This is a genomic window from Candidatus Pelagibacter sp. PS_43 (assembly GCF_059417795.1).
In genome coordinates this window covers 978,325-998,470 of sequence record NZ_CM182066.1, presented here as the reverse complement: position 1 = coordinate 998,470, position 20,146 = coordinate 978,325, and the positions used below count along the sequence as shown (strand labels likewise).

At 29.3% G+C, this 20,146-nt stretch carries 26 protein-coding genes; 11 read left to right on the top strand and 15 right to left on the bottom strand.

Annotated elements, in window-relative coordinates:
* Nucleotides 1-35: 35 nt before the first annotated feature.
* Nucleotides 36-440: a DUF2721 domain-containing protein gene (locus tag AC5SLL_RS05465; RefSeq protein WP_494586380.1), complete on the top strand. Its 405-nt coding sequence runs from the start codon at nucleotides 36-38 to the stop codon at nucleotides 438-440.
* Here AC5SLL_RS05465 and AC5SLL_RS05460 read toward each other — a convergent pair.
* The 4 genes from AC5SLL_RS05460 to AC5SLL_RS05445 are packed head-to-tail and all read right to left on the bottom strand — an operon-like array spanning nucleotide 437 to nucleotide 2,911.
* Nucleotides 437-1,411, bottom strand: a complete 975-nt coding sequence (locus tag AC5SLL_RS05460) for a quinone oxidoreductase family protein (protein WP_494586379.1) — start codon at nucleotides 1,409-1,411, stop codon at nucleotides 437-439. The two genes, AC5SLL_RS05465 and AC5SLL_RS05460, sit on opposite strands and share 4 nt — an antisense overlap.
* A complete protein-coding gene (locus AC5SLL_RS05455; protein WP_494586378.1) occupies nucleotides 1,411-2,250 on the bottom strand; it encodes a pirin family protein in 840 nt (279 codons plus the stop codon). The genes AC5SLL_RS05460 and AC5SLL_RS05455 overlap by 1 nt, the downstream gene beginning before the upstream one ends.
* A 2-nt stretch (nucleotides 2,251-2,252) precedes the next feature.
* Complete coding sequence (locus tag AC5SLL_RS05450) at nucleotides 2,253-2,663, bottom strand: DoxX family membrane protein (RefSeq protein WP_271516306.1); 411 nt, start codon at nucleotides 2,661-2,663, stop codon at nucleotides 2,253-2,255.
* Nucleotides 2,664-2,671: 8 nt separating this feature from the next.
* Entirely contained in the window at nucleotides 2,672-2,911 is a 240-nt protein-coding gene (locus AC5SLL_RS05445) for a CDGSH iron-sulfur domain-containing protein (RefSeq protein ID WP_271516307.1), read from the bottom strand.
* Nucleotides 2,912-3,005: 94 nt separating this feature from the next.
* Between AC5SLL_RS05445 and AC5SLL_RS05440 the strand changes: the two genes are divergently transcribed.
* Nucleotides 3,006-3,365: a winged helix-turn-helix transcriptional regulator gene (locus AC5SLL_RS05440; RefSeq protein ID WP_271516308.1), complete on the top strand. Its 360-nt coding sequence runs from the start codon at nucleotides 3,006-3,008 to the stop codon at nucleotides 3,363-3,365.
* Here AC5SLL_RS05440 and AC5SLL_RS05435 read toward each other — a convergent pair.
* Nucleotides 3,358-4,020, bottom strand: coding sequence for a haloacid dehalogenase type II (locus AC5SLL_RS05435; RefSeq protein ID WP_494572938.1), 663 nt, complete (start codon nucleotides 4,018-4,020; stop codon nucleotides 3,358-3,360). The two genes, AC5SLL_RS05440 and AC5SLL_RS05435, sit on opposite strands and share 8 nt — an antisense overlap.
* A 17-nt stretch (nucleotides 4,021-4,037) precedes the next feature.
* Between AC5SLL_RS05435 and AC5SLL_RS05430 the strand changes: the two genes are divergently transcribed.
* The 9 genes from AC5SLL_RS05430 to AC5SLL_RS05390 all read left to right on the top strand — a co-directional run bounded on the left by AC5SLL_RS05430 (nucleotide 4,038) and on the right by AC5SLL_RS05390 (nucleotide 12,167).
* Nucleotides 4,038-4,739: an RsmE family RNA methyltransferase gene (locus AC5SLL_RS05430; protein ID WP_494586377.1), complete on the top strand. Its 702-nt coding sequence runs from the start codon at nucleotides 4,038-4,040 to the stop codon at nucleotides 4,737-4,739.
* Nucleotides 4,740-4,800: 61 nt separating this feature from the next.
* Nucleotides 4,801-5,616 (top strand): cytochrome c oxidase subunit II, encoded by an 816-nt coding sequence (coxB, locus tag AC5SLL_RS05425; RefSeq protein WP_494586376.1) that lies wholly within the window; start codon nucleotides 4,801-4,803, stop codon nucleotides 5,614-5,616.
* A gap of 2 nt (nucleotides 5,617-5,618) precedes the next feature.
* Entirely contained in the window at nucleotides 5,619-7,253 is a 1,635-nt protein-coding gene (gene ctaD, locus AC5SLL_RS05420) for a cytochrome c oxidase subunit I (protein WP_494572935.1), read from the top strand.
* 26 nt (nucleotides 7,254-7,279) lie between these two features.
* Entirely contained in the window at nucleotides 7,280-8,191 is a 912-nt protein-coding gene (gene cyoE, locus AC5SLL_RS05415; RefSeq protein ID WP_494586375.1) for a heme o synthase, read from the top strand.
* A 121-nt stretch (nucleotides 8,192-8,312) separates the two neighbouring features.
* Nucleotides 8,313-8,849, top strand: a complete 537-nt coding sequence (locus AC5SLL_RS05410) for a cytochrome c oxidase assembly protein (RefSeq protein ID WP_494572933.1) — start codon at nucleotides 8,313-8,315, stop codon at nucleotides 8,847-8,849.
* 3 nt (nucleotides 8,850-8,852) lie between these two features.
* Nucleotides 8,853-9,641 (top strand): cytochrome c oxidase subunit 3, encoded by a 789-nt coding sequence (locus AC5SLL_RS05405; protein ID WP_494572932.1) that lies wholly within the window; start codon nucleotides 8,853-8,855, stop codon nucleotides 9,639-9,641.
* 10 nt (nucleotides 9,642-9,651) lie between these two features.
* The gene (locus AC5SLL_RS05400) at nucleotides 9,652-10,305 is read left to right on the top strand and encodes an SURF1 family protein (RefSeq protein WP_494586374.1); all 654 of its coding nucleotides are present in this window, start codon (nucleotides 9,652-9,654) and stop codon (nucleotides 10,303-10,305) included.
* Entirely contained in the window at nucleotides 10,306-11,685 is a 1,380-nt protein-coding gene (gene thrC / locus AC5SLL_RS05395) for a threonine synthase (protein WP_494586373.1), read from the top strand. It abuts the gene before it with no gap.
* A complete protein-coding gene (locus tag AC5SLL_RS05390; RefSeq protein ID WP_494572929.1) occupies nucleotides 11,682-12,167 on the top strand; it encodes a peroxiredoxin in 486 nt (161 codons plus the stop codon). Before thrC ends, AC5SLL_RS05390 begins: the two co-directional genes overlap by 4 nt.
* On the opposite strand, the gene rnhA is transcribed toward AC5SLL_RS05390, so the two are convergent.
* The 10 genes from rnhA to AC5SLL_RS05340 form a co-directional block, all read right to left on the bottom strand.
* Entirely contained in the window at nucleotides 12,159-12,584 is a 426-nt protein-coding gene (gene rnhA, locus AC5SLL_RS05385; protein ID WP_494572928.1) for a ribonuclease HI, read from the bottom strand. The genes AC5SLL_RS05390 and rnhA overlap by 9 nt on opposite strands.
* Complete coding sequence (locus AC5SLL_RS05380) at nucleotides 12,584-13,552, bottom strand: homoserine kinase (RefSeq protein WP_494579448.1); 969 nt, start codon at nucleotides 13,550-13,552, stop codon at nucleotides 12,584-12,586. The genes rnhA and AC5SLL_RS05380 overlap by 1 nt, the downstream gene beginning before the upstream one ends.
* Nucleotides 13,553-14,497, bottom strand: coding sequence for a 4-hydroxy-3-methylbut-2-enyl diphosphate reductase (gene ispH, locus AC5SLL_RS05375; RefSeq protein ID WP_494586372.1), 945 nt, complete (start codon nucleotides 14,495-14,497; stop codon nucleotides 13,553-13,555).
* Entirely contained in the window at nucleotides 14,487-15,311 is an 825-nt protein-coding gene (locus AC5SLL_RS05370; protein WP_494586371.1) for a Brp/Blh family beta-carotene 15,15'-dioxygenase, read from the bottom strand. Before AC5SLL_RS05370 ends, ispH begins: the two co-directional genes overlap by 11 nt.
* A gap of 103 nt (nucleotides 15,312-15,414) precedes the next feature.
* Nucleotides 15,415-16,491: a lycopene cyclase family protein gene (locus AC5SLL_RS05365; RefSeq protein WP_494586370.1), complete on the bottom strand. Its 1,077-nt coding sequence runs from the start codon at nucleotides 16,489-16,491 to the stop codon at nucleotides 15,415-15,417.
* Nucleotides 16,478-17,329, bottom strand: coding sequence for a phytoene/squalene synthase family protein (locus AC5SLL_RS05360; RefSeq protein WP_494586369.1), 852 nt, complete (start codon nucleotides 17,327-17,329; stop codon nucleotides 16,478-16,480). The genes AC5SLL_RS05365 and AC5SLL_RS05360 overlap by 14 nt, the downstream gene beginning before the upstream one ends.
* Complete coding sequence (crtI, locus tag AC5SLL_RS05355) at nucleotides 17,329-18,786, bottom strand: phytoene desaturase family protein (RefSeq protein WP_494586368.1); 1,458 nt, start codon at nucleotides 18,784-18,786, stop codon at nucleotides 17,329-17,331. The genes AC5SLL_RS05360 and crtI overlap by 1 nt, the downstream gene beginning before the upstream one ends.
* A 39-nt stretch (nucleotides 18,787-18,825) precedes the next feature.
* Nucleotides 18,826-19,323, bottom strand: coding sequence for a F0F1 ATP synthase subunit B family protein (locus AC5SLL_RS05350; protein ID WP_494572921.1), 498 nt, complete (start codon nucleotides 19,321-19,323; stop codon nucleotides 18,826-18,828).
* Entirely contained in the window at nucleotides 19,313-19,903 is a 591-nt protein-coding gene (locus AC5SLL_RS05345; RefSeq protein WP_494572920.1) for a F0F1 ATP synthase subunit B family protein, read from the bottom strand. Before AC5SLL_RS05345 ends, AC5SLL_RS05350 begins: the two co-directional genes overlap by 11 nt.
* Before the next feature lie 5 nt (nucleotides 19,904-19,908).
* A complete protein-coding gene (locus AC5SLL_RS05340) occupies nucleotides 19,909-20,136 on the bottom strand; it encodes a F0F1 ATP synthase subunit C (RefSeq protein WP_006997791.1) in 228 nt (75 codons plus the stop codon).
* Nucleotides 20,137-20,146: the final 10 nt, after the last annotated feature.

Genomic DNA, 20,146 nt, shown 5'->3' with positions numbered 1-20,146 from the left:
TAACAAAGGCTAGTTTCATAATCAAACTGATTCGTATGAATATAGATTACACAGTTACAGCATTGATGTTTCCAGCAATACCTTTGCTTATGAACATTTATAGTAATAGATTTCACTCATTAAGTAAGCTTATTAGGCAGCTTCATGATGAACATGTCTATGAAAATCACATTCCACCTGAATGGAAAAAGCAATTTATTAATTTAAATGGAAGAATAGTTTTATTAAAATGGACGATTATGTTTGCTGCATTTGGTCTTCTATTTAATTTATTAACTGTTTTTGCTCTGTACCTAAATGAGATTTTTGTTGCTAGAATAATTTTTGGATCTTGTTGTTTATCTATGATGGTTTCAATTGTTGTTTTTTTAAGAGAAATTCAAGTATCTACTAATGCACTTAAATGGCATATGTCTGATATGGATGTCGATTTAGATTAATTAGGAATAATAACCGCAGGACCAGTTAACAGTCTTGCTTCTAATTCTTCATGAGCTTTTTTAGCATCATCAAGTGAGTATTTTTTTGAAATTTCAACTTTAAATTTTCCAGACAAAATTGCATCAAAAACTTTTTTAGCTGATTCAACCAATTCTTCCCTTGTCATGGTATAATGTGCAATAGAAGGACGAGTAAAAAACAATCCTTTTGCATTAATATGTTTTTTAACATCTATAGTATCAACGTAACCTGATGCGTTACCAAAAGCGACCATCATGCCTCTAACTTTTAAGGTTTCAATCGATCCATCAAATGTTTTAATACCAACACCATCATAGACAACATCAACTCCATTTTTTCCTACAATTTTTTCCACCTCTTCAACAAAGTTTGTATCTGTATAATTTATTACATGATGACAACCATTTTTTTTAGCAATAGCCTCTTTTTCTTTAGAGCCAACTGTTCCAATAACTTCAGCTCCTAATGCATTAGCCCACTGACATAATATTTGGCCAACACCACCAGCTGCTGCATGGTATAAAACTTTATCCCCTTTTTTAATTGGATAAGCTCTGTGTAATAAGTATTCAGCAGTTATTCCTTTAAGCATAATACAAGACGCAATTTCATCTGAGATACCCTCTGGAACTAAAACTAATTTTTCTTGAGGAAATAATTGTTTTTCTGAATAACTTCCAATTGGCATTGACGAGTGAGCCACTCTATCGCCAACTTTAAATAGATTAACATCAGAACCAACTTCTTCAATTACTCCACATGCCTCTAGGCCAATTCCACTTGGAAGAGGAATAGGATACAAGCCTGTTCGGTGATAAACATCAATATAGTTAAGACCAATTGATAAATTTTTTATCAAAACTTCCTTTGCGCCTGGTTTACCAATCTCAATATCTTTAACTTCTAAAACTTCAGGGCCACCAAATTTTTCTATTTGAATTTTTTTCATTATTTTACAAATGTATCATTATGATAATCTTGAACTGCTTGCAAGATCTCAGCTTTAGTGTTCATTACAAATGGACCTCCTCTAGCAATAGGCTCACCAATTGGCTTTCCAGATATCAATAAAAACTTAGCTTTAGTTAAGCTAGAAACTTTTAATTTTTCACCTCTGGTTAAAATAATTAGAGTAGAGTCTTTAACGGCATCATGCTCTTGATTGCCAACTTTAATTTCTCCTTCAATTAAATATATTAATGAATTGTGAGTTGAGGGAAGATCGAAATTAAATTCTTTTCCTTTTTCAAGTTCTACATCAAAATAAACAGGTTCAACATTATGACCTTTAACAGGTCCTTCTGCATCCTCAAATTTTCCAGCAATTACTTTAACTGTTTTATCATCATCCTTGTGAGTACTCATTTTATCTGCATCAATGTAAATATACTCTGGCTTAGTCATTTTCAATTTAGCAGGCATGTTTACCCATAATTGAAATCCATGAAGCTTACCTTCTTTCATAGCGGGCATTTCTGAATGAATAATGCCGCTTCCAGTTTTCATCCATTGAACATCTCCAGCAGTCATTATTCCTTCACCACCTGTACTGTCTTTATGTTCAAAATCACCAGCAAGCATATAGGTTACTGTTTCAATTCCTCTGTGAGGATGAGGAGGGAAGCCTCCAATGTAATCATCTTTATTCTCAGAGCCAAATTCATCCAGCATTAAGAAAGGATCGTGGTAGTCAATAAGGTGAGTGCCAATGCTTCTTTTTAATTTAACACCAGCACCATCTGATGCTGCAACTGGTTCTATTATTTTTTCTACTTCGATTTGGCTCATATTTATGTTCGATTACCTTTAATTAAAAAATAAACTCCACCAATTAAAAGAAATATTTGTTCACTTGTAAATAGTTTTGTTGTGAAGAACCAGTCTTTGTGAGCAAAGATCAGTATAGTTATCATTAAGATAGTTATGTTAAGCCCTGATAGCCTTGTGAGTATATTTCCAAAAGGATTTTTAATAAAACCACTTATTATTAATACCAATCCAGTCAACAATTCAGATATAGCAACAGTTGATGCTAACATAGGTGACAGACCAAAATAATCAATTAATCCTTGAGGAGGTAAGGGAAATTTACCTAAGCCATGAATTATAAAAGCTATCCCTATTCCAAATCTAAAAAATAAAGAGGCTAATCCATCTATATTTGAAAAAAAATTATTAACTTTATTATTTAAATTTTGCATCTTATCCTTTATTTTTTATTATGTGATCCATCACAAAATGGTTGATTGTTAGTTTGTTTACAAGCACAAAAAAACATTTTTTTAGTTTCTTCAGCCTTGTATGCCAGAGGTGTAAAATCTGTACCTTTATGTGATCCATCACAAAAAGGCTGCTTTGCACTTTTTCCACAAGAGCACCAGTAGTAAGATTTATCTTTCTCTACATCTACTGCGATTGGTCCGTTACCTGCGTTTTGTCCTTTAATCATTTTTACCCTTTCAATTTAATTGACTTGTTCATAGAGCTTTGTTACTGGTAATGCAATAACGCAAAATAATCATACTAGTATACAAAAACATACCATGAAAAACTTAATAGATTGTCCAGCTGAAAGAGCCGTTTACTTTCTTGGAGGTAAATGGAAAATTAGGATCTTGTTTGGTTTGCTACAAAGAAAAAAAATGAGATTTGGTGAGTTTAAAAAAGCATTAAAAACTATTACACAACAAATGTTATCTAAGCAGCTTAAAGAGTTAGAGGCTGATGGTATAATTAATAGAAAAGTTATTCAAATAATGCCTCCAAATGTTGAGTATTCACTTACTGAATTTGGTCTTTCAGTTATGCCTATTTTAAAATCTTTTTCTGAATGGAACAAAAAAAATACTCGAACTATTTCAGTAAAACTAAATAAGAATTTTGAAGAGAATAGAATTAAATAATATCAAGTAATTGTTTTAAGTTTTTAACTTCATCTTTAGGTTTATAATCAAGATTATCAAAAATATTATTATTTCTATTTACCCAAATAGAACTGTAACCATAATTCCCACCACCAGAAACATCCCAAGTATTAGCACTTAAAAATGCAACTTCTTCTTTTTGTATTTTGTATTTTTTAATTGGCAAGTCATAAACTTTTGCGTCTGGTTTATAAATTCCAACCTCTTCAATTGAAAAAATATCATCAAATATATTATCTAGATTATTACTCTTAACTAATTCATTAAGAAGAGAGGGCGTTCCATTTGAAAGAATACCTAATTTATAATTTTTTTCTTTTAATCTTTTTAAAACCTCAGGTACCTCAGGAAAAGGTGAGAGAACCTTATAAAGATTTAATAATTCATTTCTCATTGATGAATCTATTTCGTAAGCCTTCATAGATTTATCCAAACTATCTTCGGTTACTTGCCAAAAGTCCTTATGTCTATTCATTAGACTTCTAAGCCAAGTGTATTCAAGTTGAGTAGTTCGCCAATAATTAGCAAAGCCTTCCCATTTATCACCAATTTTATCTTTACATTTTTCTGCAGCTGAATTGACATCAAATAAAGTGCCATATGCATCAAAAATTATTGCTTTAATATTTTTCATAATTTAACTTAATATTAATGAGTAATATTAGATTATTTTTTAAAGAAAGTTTATCACTTAATTTAACCGCTAAACTTAATAAATCACAATCTCACTACGTAAACAAAGTTATGAGGATTGAAGTTGGTGAAATTTTTTCATTATTTAATAGCAACGGAGAGTGGGAAGCAAAAATTTTAACTATTTCAAAAAGTATAGTTGAATTTAATATAACGAAACAATTAAGACAAAAAGAGACTTTAAATGAATTATGGTTAGCTTTTTCACCCATCAAATCAAACTATTTTAATTTTATGATTCAAAAAGCAACAGAACTTGGGGTCACAAAATTTCTTCCAATAATATTTGACAGAACAATTGTAAGAAAAATTAACAAAGATAGATTAGAAAAGATAATCATAGAAGCTGCTGAACAATCTAATCGTATTAATGTCCCTTTTGTTGAAGATCCTCAATCTTTGCAAAATTTTTTAAAGGAAAAAAAAATGGATTTAATATTTACAGATTTAAACTCTGAAAATAAAAAATTAAAATTAAATAAATTAACTCATAATCCAACGTGTGTAATTATTGGTCCAGAAGGAGATTTTTCTGAAGAGGAAAGGAAGGAGATTCTTAGTTTTGATGGGGTTCAGCCAATTAAGATAAATGACAATATACTAAGGTCAGAAACTGCTGTAATTTCAGCGTTATCAATTGTTAATTATGCAATTAATTGATATTTTGTCGCGAAAACTAAAGTGTAATTTTTTAAAAGACACTTTATATAGTGTGTAACAAATGAAAAAATTTTTAATAACAATTATAGCTACAATGTTAATGACTAGTGCTTGGGCGGATCAGCCTAAAAACTGGCAACTAGGCTTTCAAGATTCAGCTTCTCAAAGTATGACTGAGATTGTTAGTTTTCATAACAATATTCTTCTTCCTGTAATTATTGCTATTAGTGTTTTTGTTTTATTCCTAATGATTTACGTTTGTATAAGGTTTAGAGCGTCAAACAATCCTAACCCATCAAAAACTACTCATAATGTTGCTGTGGAAGTTTTATGGACATTAATTCCATGTTTAATTTTGATAGTGATGGCCGTTCCATCATTTAAAATTTTATATAAACAAGATACGATTCCAAAAGCTGACCTAACAATTAAAGCTGTAGGTTACCAGTGGTACTGGGGATATGAGTACCCAGATGAAAATATTATTTTTGAATCATATATGATCAAAGATGAAGACCTAAAAGAAAACCAACCTAGATTACTAACTGTTGATAATGAAGTTATCGTTCCAGTTAATAAAGTGGTTAAAGTTTTAATTACAGCTAATGATGTTTTGCATGCTTGGGCATTACCATCATTTGGGGTTAAGAGAGATGCTGTTCCTGGAAGAATTAATGAAACTTGGTTTAAAGCTGAAAAAGTTGGAACGTACTACGGTCAATGTTCTGAACTTTGTGGAATAGAGCATGCTTTTATGCCTATTACAGTAAAAGTTGTGACAGATGAAGAATATGCGATATGGTTAACAGAGGCTAAGATGAAATTTGCTAAAGAGCCAATTACAGAAAATGAATATAAAAAAATAGCGAGTAAATAATAATGTACACACAAACAGCATCACACGACGATCACCACACGCCAACAGGTTGGAAACGTTGGGCTTACTCAACTAACCACAAAGACATTGGTACAATGTATTTAATTTTTGCAATTGTTGCAGGAATTATTGGTACAGCTTTTTCAGTATTAATGAGAATTGAATTGATGCATCCTGGTGATGGAATTTTAGGTGGTAACTATCACCTATACAATGTGTTGGTTACAGGTCATGGATTAATAATGATTTTCTTTATGGTAATGCCTGCAATGATTGGGGGATTTGGTAATTGGTTTGTGCCAATTATGATTGGTGCACCTGATATGGCTTTTCCTAGAATGAATAATATTTCATTTTGGTTATTACCAGCTTCATTTATTTTATTATTACTTTCAATTTTTGTAGATGGCCCTCCAGGTCAACAAGGTGTTGGTGGAGGATGGACTTTATATCCGCCTTTATCATCAAAAGCTGGACAACCAGGACCTGCAATGGATTTTGCTATTTTAAGTTTACACTTAGCTGGGGCTTCTTCAATTTTAGGAGCAGTTAACTTTATTACAACAATTTTAAATATGAGAACACCAGGTATGACTTTGCATAAAATGCCATTATTTGCTTGGTCGGTTTTAGTTACTGCATTTTTATTGTTATTATCACTTCCTGTTTTAGCAGGTGCAATAACAATGCTTTTAACGGATAGAAATTTTGGAACTGCATTTTTTGATGCTCAAACTGGAGGAGATCCAGTTTTATACCAACATTTATTTTGGTTCTTTGGTCACCCTGAAGTCTATATTTTAATTTTACCTGGCTTTGGAATGATCAGTCATATCGTTTCAACATTTTCTAAAAAACCTGTATTTGGATATTTAGGAATGGCTTATGCGATGGTTTCAATTGGTGTTGTCGGGTTTGTTGTTTGGGCTCACCACATGTACACAGTAGGTTTAAGCACAGATACTAAGGCATATTTTTTAGCTGCAACAATGATTATTGCGGTCCCAACTGGGATTAAAATATTTTCATGGATTGCAACAATGTGGGGTGGATCAATTTCATTTAAAACTCCCATGATGTGGGCATTAGGTTTTATATTTTTATTTACAGTAGGTGGTGTAACAGGTGTTGTTCTTGCAAATGCAGGTGTTGATACTGCAATGCATGATACTTATTATGTAGTTGCTCACTTTCATTATGTATTATCTTTAGGTGCGGTATTTGCAATTTTTGCAGGATTTTATTATTGGTTTGGTAAAATGTCTGGGTATGAGTATTCAGAATGGATGGGGCAATTGCATTTTTGGTTAACATTCATTGGAGTGAACTTAGTATTTTTTCCTCAACATTTTTTAGGTTTAGCTGGAATGCCAAGAAGATATGCTGATTATCCAGATGCATTTGCAGGTTGGAATTACGTATCCTCTGTGGGTTCTTATATTGCAGTTGTAGGCTTGCTAGTATTTTTTGTTAACTTAATTTATTCTTTTTCAAAGAAAAAAGCTGCGGCTCAAAACCCTTGGGGAGAAGGTGCAACAACTTTGGAATGGACAGTTCCATCACCACCTAACTTTCACACTTTTGAAGAGTTACCAAAGTTTGAAGATATTGATGGTGTCGAAAAATCTACTAGTTAGTAAAACTATAATTTTTTTGAATATTAATGATTAATTCTAAATTAAAAAATAGAAATTTAAGACAAGCAGAAATTTTTAGTTTTTCTGAACTACTTAAATTAATGAAACCAAGAGTTATGTCTTTGGTCATTTTTACTTGTGCTGTTGGACTTTTAATGGCGCCTGTTACAGTACCAACTCTAGACGCAATGATTGCAATTTTCATTGTTTCAGTTGGGGCAGGAGCAGCTGGTGCATTAAATATGTGGTACGAATCTGACCTTGATGCGTTAATGACTCGAACTTGTTTAAGACCAATTCCAATGGGTAAAGTGAATAAAAAACAAGCTTTAATTTTTGGAATTTTGCTATCATTTTTTTCTGTAGTTGCACTAGACTATTATGCAAATACTTTATCAGCAGTTCTACTACTTTTTACAATTTTGTTTTATGTTTTCATTTATACAATTTGGTTAAAAAGAAAAACTCCACAAAATATTGTTATAGGAGGGGCAGCAGGAGCTTTACCTCCAGTAATAGGCTGGACTATTGCAACCAATTCACTTTCTTTAGAAGCATTAACTTTCTTTTTAATTATATTTTTTTGGACACCATCACATTTTTGGGCATTAAGTCTTTATAAGTCAGATGATTATAAAAAAGCTAAAATACCAATGTTACCATTAACTAATGGTATTGAGGCTACAAAAATAAATATTCTTGTTTATTCACTGTTAATGTTGCCAATGGTTGTTTTACCATATGCAATTGATTTTGTTGGACTAATATTTTTAATACCTGCTTTAGCTTTAACGCTTTATTACAATCTTTTATGTTTTCAACTTTATAAATTCAAAAAAAATAAATTTAACCCCAAGAAAGCTAAAACAATATTTGGATACTCAATTTTATATTTATTTTTGATATTCGTTATTTTTTTAATAGATAAAATATTATGATGGTACCTGATAAAAAAACTAAGCGAAAAAATATTTTAACAGCAGTTGCAATATTAGCATTTATGATTTTTTTATTTTTTTTTACTCTCTATAATACGGGTGTTTTTGATAGACAAATATAATGCAAAATAAAACACTTACACCAATTCTATTAGCAGGAATATTTTTTCTAATGTTAGGATTATCTTTTGCTGCAGTTCCTTTGTATGATTTATTTTGTAAAGTAACAGGCTTTGGTGGTACCACCCAGGTATCAAGACAGGCCCCTGAGTTAGTTTTAGATCAAAAAGTAAGTGTTAGATTTGATACCAATGTTAATAAACTTCCGTGGAACTTTAAAGCCAAGACAAATGTTATGGATGTAAAAATTGGTCAAGTAAATAGTATAGAATTTGAAGTTGAGAACTATGGAAATGAGACAACCTATGGTGTTGCAAGCTTTAATGTTTCACCATCAACATTTGGGAAGTATTATAGTAAATTAGGTTGTTTTTGCTTTGAAAAACAAGAGTTAAAACCAGGGGAAAAGGCTATATACATAATGACTTTTTATTTGGATCCAGAAATGGTAAATGATCCTGGTACTAAAAATATTAAAGATGTAACTATGTCCTATACTTTTTTCTCATCAGATTACTATAAACAGCCTCAAATATAAAATATGTCTGCAGAAAAAAAACATGATTATCATTTAGTAGATCCAAGCCCTTGGCCTATTTATGTATCTTTCTCTTGTTTAGTTCTAGCCATAGGTTCGGTTTATTATTTACACAACGAAGTATCTTGGGGAATGTACCTTGGTTTAGCTTTACTTTTATATGGAGCATACATGTGGTTTAGAGATGTTGTTATCGAGGCAGAACATCAAGGTCATCATACTCCAGTTGTACAAATTCACCATAGATATGGAATGACACTATTCATAGCGTCTGAAGTAATGTTTTTTGTTGCATGGTTTTGGGCTTATTTTGATATAAGTTTATTTCCCAATGAATTTGTAGGAAGTGTTTGGCCACCTCAAGATATAGAAACACTTGATGCTTGGGATCTTCCATTAATTAATACACTTATTCTACTATTATCTGGAACAACAGTAACTTGGTCACATCATTCATTGATTGAAGGTGATAGAAAAGGTTTTATTCAAGGATTAATTTTTACAGTTATCTTAGGGTTTAGCTTCACGTTACTTCAAGCATATGAGTATAGTCATGCAGCCTTTAATTTTTCAGGACACATTTATGGATCAGTATTTTATATGGCAACTGGATTTCATGGATTTCATGTCATCATAGGAACTATATTTTTAGCTGTATGCCTTTGGAGAGGTAAATTAGGTCATTTTAATAAAGACCATCATTTTGGGTTTGAAGCAGCTGCATGGTATTGGCACTTTGTTGATGTTGTTTGGTTGTTTTTATTTGCAGCTATTTATGTTTGGGGAAGTTAGTTTCTAGCCTTTGAGATATAAATTTTTATTTTCTATTTTTGTTTTTTTCTTCATATCTGTATTTGTAGCTTTAGGAAGTTGGCAAATTGTTAGACTTAATTGGAAGTTAGAATTAATTAATCAAATAGAAACATCCCTTAAGGATACTCCGGTTGATTTATCAAGCAGTAAACAAACAAACTATCTTAGAGTTAAAACTAGTGGTTTGATTGATTTTGAAAAACAAATCTATCTTTATAATTTAGATGAAAAAGGCAAACCAGGATTTGAAGTTATTAGTCCATTAACAGTTGAGAATAGAAACTATTTACTAAATAGAGGGTGGATACCTTTTGATAAAAAAAATGATCAAAGAATAAATCTTATAGACTCTAGTAATATTAATGGAATTTTAAAAAAGCAAACAAAGTCTAATATGTTCAAGCCAGAAAATGACATCCAAAATAATTATTGGTTTACTTTAAACAGAGAGGATGTTTTTAAATATACTGGGAAAAATTTTTCTCCTTATATAATTTATCTTTCTGGACAAAATGATCTTCCTAAAACAAAATCAATTACTGCAAACATTTCAAATAATCATAAAAAATATGCACTAACTTGGTTTTCATTAGCGATTTCGATTCTTTTAATATATTTATATTTAAGAAAAAAAAATTATTAGATGAAGTATATAAGCACTAGAAATAATTCAAAAGAGCATAGTTTTGAAGAAGTATTTATAAAAGGATTAGCTGACGATGGTGGACTATTTATTCCAAAGGAGATTAAAAAATATACTCAAGAAGAATTAGACTCATTAAGTGAATTGAGCTACCAGGATTTAGCTAAAAAGATTATCTATCCCTTTATAGGTGATTTTATGTCTGAGTCCGAGCTGTCTTTGATCATAGATAAATCATATTCAACTTTTCGAAAAAAAAATGTTGTTGATTTAATAAAACTTAGTGACACAAAAGTTTTAGAGCTATTTCATGGTCCAACACTTGCTTTTAAAGATGTTGCAATGCAGTTGCTTGGAAATTTTTATGAATTTTATTTAAGCAAAAATAGTAAAAATATAAATATTATTGTTGCAACATCAGGAGATACTGGTGCTGCGGCCATAGATGCAATTAAGGGTAAAAAAAATGTAAATATATTTGTGCTTCACCCTCATAATAAAGTTTCACCCGTTCAAAGAAAAATAATGTCCACTGTAAAAGAGAATAACGTATTTAATATTGCCATAGAAGGAAACTTTGATGATTGTCAAAATTTAGTTAAAGTGATGTTTGCAGATAAGGATTTTTCAAACTCGATTAATATGTCGGGAGTTAATTCTATAAATTGGGCAAGAATAATTGCCCAAGCTGTTTATTATTTTTATACTTACTTCTTAATTAAAGATAAAAAATCAATTAATTTTTCAGTTCCCACAGGAAATTTTGGTGATGTATATGCTGGCTACTTATCAAAAAAGATGGGTCTTCCAATAAATAAATTAATAGTTGCAACGAATAAAAACGATATTTTACATAGAGCAATATCAACTGGAAAATATGAGGTTGAAACAGTTTTCGAAACTAATTCACCAAGTATGGATATTCAAGTTGCCAGTAATTTTGAAAGATTAATTTATGATTTGAATGATTTTGATGACATAGAAACTAAAAATGTAATGAAAAAAATAAAAGATGAAGGAAAGTATATCTTTGCAAAAAATAGATTAGAAAAAATTAGAAAGGATTTTCTCTCTGAAAGTATGAATGAAGAGGAAGTAATAGAAACGATAAAAAATATCTATGATAAATATAAAGTAATATTAGATCCTCATACAGCGATAGGTCTCGGCGCTTTAAATAAAATAAATATAGAGGGAAATAATATTGTTTTAGCAACGGCACATCCTTGCAAATTTCCAGATGCTATAGATAAATCAATTTCAATAAAGCCAAGCCTACCCAGTGAATTACAATATATTATGGATAAAAAAGAGTATTACGATATAGTTCCTAATAACGTAAGTAAAACTAAACAATACATTAAGGACAAATTAAAATGAAGTTGAGAGAAAATGAAAATATTCCTAGTGCTGATTTTTTTATCTTAGAGAATGGAAATCCTATAAAAAAAAACACATTAGAATTTTTTAAGGATAAAAAAATAGTTTTATTTGGACTTCCTGGTGCATATACTTCAGTTTGTTCAGCCAAGCATTTACCTAGCTATGTTGAAAGTTATGAGCAATATAAAGCTAAAGGCATCGACCATATTGCTTGTATTTCAGTTAACGATCCTTTCGTAATGGATGCATGGGGAAAAAGTCAAAATGTTGGTGACAAAATTATAATGATGGCAGACCCAATGTTAGATTTTACCAGAGCTATTGGTGCAGATATTGATAAGAGTGCTAGAGGCCTAGGTATTCGATCGAATAGATATACAATGTTAGTAGATAATCTTAAGGTCATTAAAGTACAAGAAGAAAAAGATACAGGTGCTTGTGAAATTTCAGCAGGTCAAAATTTTTTAACTTTAATTTAGTTCAGCAGCTTTTTTAGCTAATAAATCAACTTCTTCATTTAAGGCATTGCCAGCATGAGCCTTAACCCAGATCCATTTTATTTTATACGATTTAGTTAATTCATAAAGTTGCATCCATAACTCTTTATTTTTAACCGGCTCTTTCTTAGAAGTTTGCCAATTATTTTTGATCCATTTATGGATCCATTCAGTAATACCCAACCTTACATATTGTGAGTCAGTATAAATTTCGATTTCGTTATTTTTGTCAATTTCTTGAAGCGCCATGATTGGAGCCATCAGCTCCATTTTATTATTAGTAGTATCTTTAACACTTCCGCTAATTTTTTTAATTATCTCATTATCATTTATAATTGCAGCCCAACCTCCATTTCCAGGATTATTTAAACAGGAGCCATCTGTATAAATTTTGATCATTATTTATAATAATCTTTGTAGTCCGTAAGATTGTTGTGAATAATTAATTTTTGTAAATATTCTCTAGGGTCCTTAATCTTAATTAATGCATTATTTGGTGTATTAAAAAAATCATAAATTCTTGTTAAAAGATATCTCAAGGCAGCACCTCTGCACATTAAATTAAGTGACTGCTTTTCTTTTTTTGATAGAGATCTTATTGCTTCATATCCATTAATTAAATTTTTTATCTTTTTATTATTCATTACAAAATTATCTTTCTTTTTATCAAAACATAATGCATTTATACAAATTGCAATTTCATAAATAAAATAATCATTAGAAGAAAAATAGAAATCAATGAATCCTGAAAATTTGTTTTTTTTAAAAAAAATATTATCTATAAATAAATCTCCGTGAATAATTCCCTGGGGTAAGTTTTTAGGCCAATGTTTCAGAATATCTTTAAAACATAGATTTAGAGTTTTCTTAAGGTTAGGTAAAAATTTATAGGATTTAAAATTAATACTCTTCATTAAGCCACCAAGCTTATTAATTGACATGGAATTCTGTCTACTTAACTTTAGTTTAGATGTAACAGTATGAAATTTTGCAATATTTTTTCCAATATCAAAACAATTTTTGTAGTTAAGATTTGTTTTATCTTTGCCTTCTAAAAAGGTTACAATACAGGCAGATTTTTTTTTAATTTTACTTATATGGGAACCTTTTTTAGTACGTAATGGCTTTGGACATGCAATTTTTTTTTTATTAAGCTCTTCCATCAAGTTCATAAAAAATGGTAAATCTTTTTTTTGAACTCTCTTTTCAAAAATTGTCAGGATAAATTTATTTTTTTTTGTTTTAAGTAAATAATTGGTATTTTCTATTCCTTTTTTAATACCTTGAAATTTTTTAACTTCATTTATTTGATAATCATTAACCAATGAAGAGACATCTCTTTTTGAAATTTTTGTATATACAGCCATCTAATTAAGTTTGCTAGGAACTTTAAAAACAATATTTTCTTTTATAATTTCAACAACCTCAATCTTTACTTTATATTTACTTTTAATTTGATCAATAAAGTTTTCAACTAAAATTTCAGGGGCAGAGGCTCCTGATGAAATACCAATTGTTTTACAATTTTTCAATTTATCAAATGGGATGGAACTTTCAGAATGTATTAGTTCAGAATGTGGGCAACCAGCTTGTTCTGCAACTTCAACTAATCTTACAGAATTTGAGGAATTTCTACTTCCAAGGACAAAAAACATATCGCACTTTTTTGCAATATTCTTAACTGCTGCTTGACGATTAGTTGTTGCATAACAAATGTCCTCTTTAAATGGCTCTTTTATTTCTGGGAATTTTTTTTTAAGAGCTTTAATTATTCCTTTAGTGTCATCAATAGAGAGAGTTGTTTGAGTTACATAAGCAATTTTTTTATTCCCATCCAATTCATAGGCCTCAACATCATGCTCATCTTGTATTAAATCAATTGTTCCATTAGGTAGCTGACCCATAGTACCAATAACTTCTGGATGGTTATTGTGCCCAATAAGAACTATATGATAACCAGCTTTATGTAAATTTTCAGCTTCTCTATGAACTTTAGAAACAAGTGGACATGTAGCATCAATATATTCCATTTTGTAATCATTAGCTTGTGTAGGTACCGATTTTGGAACACCATGTGCTGAAAATATTACTGGTCTGCTTTTATCTTGAATTTCATCAAGCTCTTCAACAAAAATTGCCCCTATGGCTTTAAGGCTATCTACAACATATTTATTATGAACTATTTCATGACGAACATAAACTGGTGCGCCATATTTATTTATACTTTTTTTTACAATTTCTATGGCTCTTTCTACTCCCGCACAAAATCCGCGTGGAGCAGATAGTAAAATTTTTATCTCTTTATTTTTCATTTTTTTCTAAAAGGTATTCGAGCAATATATGTGGAAAGGTCAAAGACGCCAAACCAATAAATATAGTTTTAAATATAGCATCATTGATAGGATAATAATTTGTAAGAAAATATAGGCTTATAATATAAAATATTGCAGTTAATATTGTTAGTGGCATAGCTTTTTTCATAAATTTAAGACTTCCACTTTTGAAATCAATATTATCTATTTCATTTATTAATGAAATGGAGTGTCTAAAAGAATGTAAAAAACAAAAATAAACTGTAAATGCAACCAAAGGTGAAAAAAAATAGTTTAAAATTAATATCGAAATAAAGTCAAAAAAAATTAGAATATTAAGTGTTTTAAAATCCCTGCTAAATAAGTAAATATGAGCAATTAGAGTAATCAAAAATATATAAAAAATTAGATTATTAGTCTCAATAAAACTTAATATTAGATAAAAATTTTCATTTTCAACTAATAGCAATTTAAAAATATTGACTGTTTCGGTAAAGTGAAACATTAAAGGTGCTATAATCACAAGTAAGCCTTTAAAAAAATAAAAAATAATATCTTTATTCAATTTTTTTTGTCTCAAAAAATCTGTATCTTCTTTTCCAAAATGGTAAGCAGCCACAATCAAGAATACAACCAAAGATAATGCGGGAATAGAAAGCCAAAAAATAATTATGATAATAGCAATCAGTAAATACAGTAAGTAAAAAATAGAATTATTTTTAATTTTATAAAAGTTTAGAAGCCTTTTCCCTTTTTGGTTATCTAGTGCACCATGAGAAATACCAATTGAAAGTATAAGAAATAAACAAATCATAGGAGATATATATAAATTTTGAAACTGGTCAAAAATGATTGAAAATATACTAGTAAAAATAAAAAAAACTAAAGAGTGAAAAAAATTGATTTTGTTAATTTGACTATTTATCATTTTTAAATAAAGCTTTAATGAATATCCATTTTGGCATTTTCAATATTACAGATAAGTCTTGGAATAAATTACTTTTATTTGATAAAAATTTTATAACATTCTTAGGTAGACCATTAAACATGTTCATGAATATATTTGGCATTTTATTGGGGTGACTATTAAGCACTCTTAAAAATATTTTATCTAAAAATTTATATTTCGCACCAATATTATATTTTTTACATTCATGGATATTATGAATATTTTTTCTTATATATTTGCTATGTTCTTGAATATTTAAAAAAGTATAACCGGTACTTAGTCTAGTCATTCCCCCGGCGGTACCAATATTTATTATATTTTTTTTATCATTGGTTTTAGGATAAAATAAAGGAATTGCACCTTCCTCTTCATATAATATTTTGTAATCTTTTATATTAAGATGATTAACAATATAATTTTGCAATTGATTATCATAATCTTTTAGTGAATTATTAGCCATTGTTGATAACCAAGTTGTTTCTACTAGTGCTCTATTTTTAGAATATGGAAGTGTATAAAAAAAATGAACACTATTTCTTTGATCACAATCAAAATCCATTAAATTAAAAATTTGGTCATCAAAGTCATTTTTTTTAGTTTCAATTTCAATACCTTTAAAGTGTTGCCATAATTGATTTTGATTAGCTTTAAATGAAGAAACACTATTAAAAATAAAACCTTTATCCAAATTTATTTCCTCAGAACTTTTATAAAAGCTAATATTTTTATTTGTATTTAATTTGCTATTAATTTTTTCATAAAACAAGCCACTATCTATAGATTCATAAGGCAAATCACTACATTCTATAAATTTAGTTTTATTGGGAATATTAATTGAAAAATTAATCCAACTTTTTTTTACACAATCTGTAAAGTTGTGCTCTAAAGTCTTCCAATAAGACCAAGTTTTATCTCTTTTATATTCTAACCTTGGTTCAATTATTGCTAAAGTTTTGTCTCTGAGCTTATTGTGAATCTCAAGCTCATAGGCTAGGGATAGACCTGCACAACCACCACCAATTATAACGTAATCAAATTCTTTCATCTAAATTTATTTCTTCTTTAATCAAGAGATGTTCTTCTTCTCTTAGATGACTTTTTTCATTCGTAAATGATAATAAAATTAAATCATATATTGAGAGAAATGTTTCAAATAATTTACTAAAATTACTCACATAAATCTTTCCACTTTTATTATAATTATCAATATTTCTTTTTTGTAAAATATTGTCTCCGATTTTTTTATAAATTCTTCTAGCTACCAATATTGCAAATCTAAAAGTAAAAGGAATTTTTTTTATAGAGTTAAAAGAGCTCTCATAGAAAAGATCAGCTATCCTTAAAGTTTTTTTTATGTTCTTGAAGTCATATTCTATGTAAAATCTATTATTATTTGCATCTTCTACAACATCTCTGGATATATTGGTTAGCTGCATCGCTATGCCAAGATCTATTGCAGCTTTCATTGATTTTTTATCTTCAACATTTAAAATTTTTGCCATCATTAAACCGACTGTGCCAGCTACTCGATAAGAATAAATTAATAGTTCTTTTTTTGTATTTAGTTTAACTATTTCACTTAGATCAGATTCAATACCATCAAATAAATCATCTATAACCTTTATTGAAATCTTATAATTTTCTATTAAAGACCACATATTTCTTATTACTAAGCTATCAAAATTTTTATTTAAGAACTGACTTTTAAACTCCGATAGTTTTTTTATTTTAATATCTAAATCATTCTTGTCATCTGCTATATTGTCTACTGTTCTACAAAAATCGTATAAAGAAGAACAATCTTTGTATGTATTTTTTGGAAGAAAAAAAGCTGCCCAATTAAACGACTTGGCATAAATAGATAAATAATTGTTTTTTAACATTATAATATTTTATCTAAAACTTTTGCTGAAGATAGTACGCCTGGAACTCCTGCACCTGGGTGTGTTCCTGCTCCAACAAAATATAATCCATCATAAATTTCTGATTTATTATGAAATCTAAAATATGCAGATTGAGTAAATTTTGGCTGGATCGAAAAACCTGATCCAAATTTGGTATTTAATTCATTTTCAAAATAATCTGGTGTTAAATAGAAATCTTCAATAATATTTTCTCTAAGATTGGGTAGCAATGCTTTTTCCATCTTATCTATTACTAAATTCTTCATTTTTTCACCTTCAATTTTCCAATCAATTTTGGATTGATTGTTTGGGACTGGCACAAGAACATAGAAACAATCATTTCCCTCAGGTGCCATTGATTTATCTGTAGCTGATGGTCTATGCAGGTAATAACTTATGTCATCGTTTAATTTTTTATTTTCAAAAATATCACTCAGATGTTCTTTGTATTTTTCACCAAATTTGATCGTGTGGTGCTCTACATCTGGGTATGTTTTTTTTGTTCCAAAGTAGTAAACGAATAGACCCATAGAATACTGCATTCGATTTTGCTTCCATTTAAATAGAGAGCTTGTTTTATTTAAACTTAGAAGTTTTTCATATACAGCAGGAGGATCAGCGTTACATATTACGTTATTTGAATGAATTTCTTTTTGATTATCTAATTTTACTCCACTAATTTTTCCATTATTTGAAATTATTTCTGTAACCTCATGTCCTTTGATTAATTCAATTTCTTGTTCAATCATTAATTTTTCTAAGCCGTTGATTATATTACCAGTTCCACCCATTGAGTAATGAATGCCCCATTTTTTCTCTAGATATAGAATTAATCCATATATAGAGGTTGTTGTAAAAGGGTTTCCACCAACTAATAGAGGATGCATACTCAGCATACGTCTTAATTTTTCATTTTTTATATATGAAGAAACTAATGAATAAACTGATTTATAGCTTTTAAGCTTTAGTAAAGAAGGTAATTGCTTCATCATCACAAGAGGCTTATCAAATGGAACATCAGCTAGTTCTGTAAAGCCTTTATCAAATATTTTTTTTGTGAATTTTACAAGCTGCTCATAACCTTTTACATCTTCTTTGCTTATTATCTCAATTTGCTTTTTCATTTGATCTTCATCTCCAGAATAATCAAATACACCCCCATCTTCATAAATGAATCTATACCAAATTTTTAAAGGAGTGAGTTTTATGTAATCTTGAGACTTTTTATTAAATAAAGTGAAAAGCTCTTCAATTAGATAAGGTGCAGTAATTACTGTTGGACCGCCATCAAAGGTAAAGCCATTTTTTTTAAATACCCTAGCTCTTCCGCCTAAGTCAGGGTGTTTTTCAATTAAAGTTACTTTATGATTTTTAGCTCTTAATCTTAATGCTGCAGCTATACCACCAAACCCAGAACCAATGACTATAGATTTCATTAGGTTAATTTATATTTTTTTTAAAGAATTGTAAGGTAATTATGAGCTTATTTCTTTTAAAGCTATTTTTGTTTCTTCAACATTTTTTTCAAAAAGACCATCAAGTTTTGATTTATCAACAGATGTGTTAATAATTTTTTTAACAGAATCAACAGCGATTTTAATTGAAACATCTTTTATTTCTTTAAGTGCAGCCTCTTTCATTTGTGAAATTTTATTTTCTGCTAATTTTTTTTTAATTTCTGAAGATTTGTGAAATTTATCATTCATTTCGATTATAAGATGTTCACTATCTTTTTTAGCTTGTCGCAAAATATCATTACTTATTGTTTGTGCGGTATCAAGTTTATTTTGAGCGTTATCCAACAAGACTTTCGCTTCTTGTCTTAGCTTTTCACTTTCATCTATTTCATTTTTAATATCAAGGATAAGCTTATTTAAAAGTTCATTAATTTTTTGAGGTATTTTTAAATAAATTAAAACCCCTAAAAATATTAAAAAAGATATAGCTACCCAAAAAGTTCCATCAATTATCATAATATTTAACCATTTTTTTTCTCGAAAGATCTTCTACTATTGCAGAGATGCTACTACTGTTAACTTCAGCCCCTATTAGTTTCTGTAGTAAGTCTGAAGAGGTCTCAACAGCAATCTTCTTAATTTTCTCTGGAGCGCTATCTCTAAAAGTTTTTATTTCAATCTCAGCTTTATTAACTTCTTCATCAAGTTCTTTTTCTAGTGTTTCTTTTTTTATACTAATGTCCTTCAGCACTTCTTCTCTAGCTTGTTTAAAGTAGTTTTTTGCCTCATTTTTGCTGCCTTGTATTATTTTTTCGTATTCTTTAATTTTTTGTTCACTTTCTTCTCTTTGCTTTTCCGCAGCCTCAATGTTTTCTAAAATTTGAGATTTTCTATTTTCTAGATTGGCACTTATTTTTGGAAGTATAAGTTTAGATAAAACAACATATAAAATTCCAAAAGTAATAATTAGCCAAAAAATTTGAGAAACCCAAAACTCAGGATTTAATTGAGGCATTCCACCACTTTCAGCTGCAAAAGCTTCCATAAAAAACAGGAAGCTTAAAAATATCGACTGAAAAAATATTTTTTTAATCATTAAATTTAAAATGCAAATAAAATAATTAACGCTACAACTAATCCAAATAGGCCAGTTGCTTCAGCTAAAGCAAAACCTAATAAAAGATTAGGAAATTGTTTTTGAGCTGCAGATGGGTTTCTCATTGCACCAGAAAGGTAATTACCAAAGATAATTCCAATTCCAACACCGGCACCTGCTAGAGCTATTGCTGCTAGTCCTGCTCCGATCATTTTTGCTGCTTCTAATTCCATTATATCCTCC